The organism is Pseudomonas sp. NPDC096917 (genome assembly GCF_044762555.1).
GTDB lineage: Bacteria > Pseudomonadota > Gammaproteobacteria > Pseudomonadales > Pseudomonadaceae > Aquipseudomonas.
This window is the reverse complement of sequence record NZ_JBIWEO010000047.1, coordinates 1-2,953: the sequence shown is the minus strand read 5'-3', so window position 1 is coordinate 2,953 and position 2,953 is coordinate 1. Positions and strand designations below refer to the sequence as shown.

The window sequence follows — 2,953 nt, the reverse complement described above, 5'->3', positions numbered from 1 at the left end:
AGCTCCACTGTTGTCTTGCGACGCTATTGTCTTGCAAGAAAAGCAAAATGGCAGGAACGAATTCCCGCCAAATTTAGGGGTACAAGAGTCTAAAGAGGATCTTGCCCCCAGTCAAGGCAAGGCCCCGACCTTCCCCCTCATCAAAGCTCGACAAAATGTCTCGATTCGATGAACGGAACGGCCAGGGCCCACCCTTCATTTATCGCAGAACTCAGTTACCGCTCGAGTTCAGCGCTTCGGTCAGTGCTGCTTCCACTTCACTGGCGCTTACGCGCAATGGCTTGTCAGCCTCACGGCGGCGCTTGCGCTCGCTGTGATATGCCAAACCAGTACCTGCCGGGATCAAACGACCCACGACAACGTTTTCTTTCAGGCCGCGCAGGTAGTCACGCTTGCCGGTTACCGCTGCTTCGGTCAGTACGCGGGTTGTCTCTTGGAAAGAGGCCGCGGAGATGAACGACTCAGTCGACAACGACGCCTTGGTGATACCCAACAGAACGCGAGTGAACTTGGAAACGAATTTGTCTTCGTTACCCAGACGCTCGTTTTCAACAAGTACCTGCGTCAACTCCATCTGGTCGCCCTTGATGAAGGAGGAATCGCCAGACTCGGCAATTTCAACTTTACGCAGCATCTGACGAAGGATCGTTTCGATGTGCTTATCGTTGATTTTTACGCCTTGCAGACGGTAAACGTCTTGAATCTCGTTAACGATGTACTTGGCCAACGCACTCACACCCAGCAAACGCAGGATATCGTGTGGATCGCTTGGACCATCGGAGATAACTTCGCCGCGGTTCACTTGCTCGCCTTCGAAGACGTTCAGGTGGCGCCACTTTGGAATCAGCTCTTCGTACGGATCGCTACCGTCGTTCGGGGTAATAACCAGACGGCGCTTGCCTTTGGTTTCTTTACCGAACGCGATGGTGCCGCTGACTTCAGCCAAGATCGAGGCTTCTTTCGGACGGCGCGCTTCGAACAAGTCAGCAACGCGTGGCAGACCACCGGTGATGTCTCGAGTTTTCGAAGTTTCTTGCGGAATACGAGCGATAACGTCACCGATCGCGATTTCCGCACCATCCGCTACACCGACCAAGGCGTTAGCTGGCAGGAAGTACTGAGCCGGTACGTCGGTACCAGGCAACAACAGATCCTTACCATCAACACCCACCATCTTAACGGCTGGACGAATGTCCTTGCCGGCAGCTGGACGGTCTTTGGCATCAAGCACTTCAATATTGGTCATACCGGTCAATTCGTCAGTTTGACGCTTGATCGTGATGCCTTCTTCCATGCCCACGTAGGTCACGGTACCTTTCATTTCGGTAACGATTGGGTGAGTGTGCGGATCCCACTTGGCTACGATGGAGCCAGCGTCAACCTTGTCACCTTCTTTAACCGAGATTACTGCACCGTACGGCAGCTTGTAGCGCTCACGCTCACGACCGTAGTCATCAGCGATTGCCAGCTCACCGGAACGCGATACCGCTACCAGGCAACCATCTACGCGCTCTACGTGCTTCAGGTTGTGCAGACGGACAGTACCGCCATTCTTCACCTGAACGCTGTCAGCAGCAGAAGTCCGGCTTGCAGCACCACCGATGTGGAACGTACGCATCGTCAGCTGGGTACCCGGCTCACCGATCGACTGAGCAGCAATTACGCCGACAGCTTCACCGATGTTCACCTGGTGCCCACGAGCCAGATCACGCCCGTAGCACTTGGCGCAAATACCGAAGCGGGTTTCGCAGCTGATTGGCGAGCGCACGATCACTTCGTCGATGCTGTTAAGCTCGATGAATTCAACCCACTTCTCGTCAACCAGGGTGCCTGCAGGAACGATAACTTCATCGGTACCCGGCTTGAATACGTCACGGGCGATTACTCGACCCAGTACGCGCTCACCCAATGGCTCTACAACGTCGCCGCCTTCGATGTGCGGAGTCATCAGCAGACCGTGTTCGGTTCCGCAGTCGACTTCAGTCACAACCAGATCCTGCGCAACGTCTACCAGACGACGAGTCAAGTAACCGGAGTTAGCAGTTTTCAATGCGGTATCCGCCAGACCCTTACGAGCACCGTGAGTCGAGATGAAGTACTGAAGTACGCTCAAACCTTCACGGAAGTTCGCTGTAATCGGCGTTTCGATGATAGAGCCATCTGGCTTGGCCATCAGACCACGCATACCGGCCAGCTGACGGATCTGCGCAGCAGAACCCCGTGCGCCGGAGTCCGCCATCATGTACATCGAGTTGAACGACTCTTGCTCGACCTCGTTGCCGTGACGGTCAATAACCTTCTCTTTCGAGAGGTTCGACATCATTGCCTTGGAGACTTCATCGTTCGCTTTCGACCAAAGGTCGATTACTTTGTTGTACTTCTCGCCCTGTGTTACCAGGCCGGAGGCGTACTGGCTTTCGATCTCTTTCACTTCATCGGTAGCAGCCGCGATGATGCGAGCTTTTTCATCAGGGATAACGAAGTCGTTAACACCGATGGAAACGCCGGAAATGGTCGAGTAAGCAAAGCCGGTGTACATCAACTGGTCAGCAAAGATCACGGTCTCTTTCAAACCAACCACGCGGTAGCACTGGTTGATCAGCTTAGAGATCGCTTTTTTCTTCATCGGCAGGTTGACGACGTCGAACGACAGACCTTTTGGCACAACCTGGAACAACAGCGCACGGCCCACGGTAGTGTCGACGATACGGGTATTGCTCACGCTGCCGCCATCGCGGTCATTAACGGTTTCGTTGATCCGCACTTTAACCTTGGCATGCAGTGCGGCTTCGCCAGCACGGAATACGCGGTCTACTTCTTGCAAATCTGCGAACACACGACCTTCGCCTTTGGCGTTGATCGCTTCACGCGTCATGTAGTACAGACCCAATACAACGTCCTGCGACGGAACGATGATTGGCTCACCGTTGGCTGGCGACAGAATGTTGTTGGT

Annotated in this window: 1 protein-coding gene; it reads right to left on the bottom strand. The window is 54.2% G+C overall.

The window, feature by feature from the left end; genetic code table 11:
- Positions 1 to 211: 211 nt before the first annotated feature.
- A partial coding sequence (locus ACIQYF_RS23635) for a DNA-directed RNA polymerase subunit beta' (protein ID WP_402866691.1) occupies positions 212 to 2,953 on the bottom strand: 2,742 nt, incomplete at its 5' end.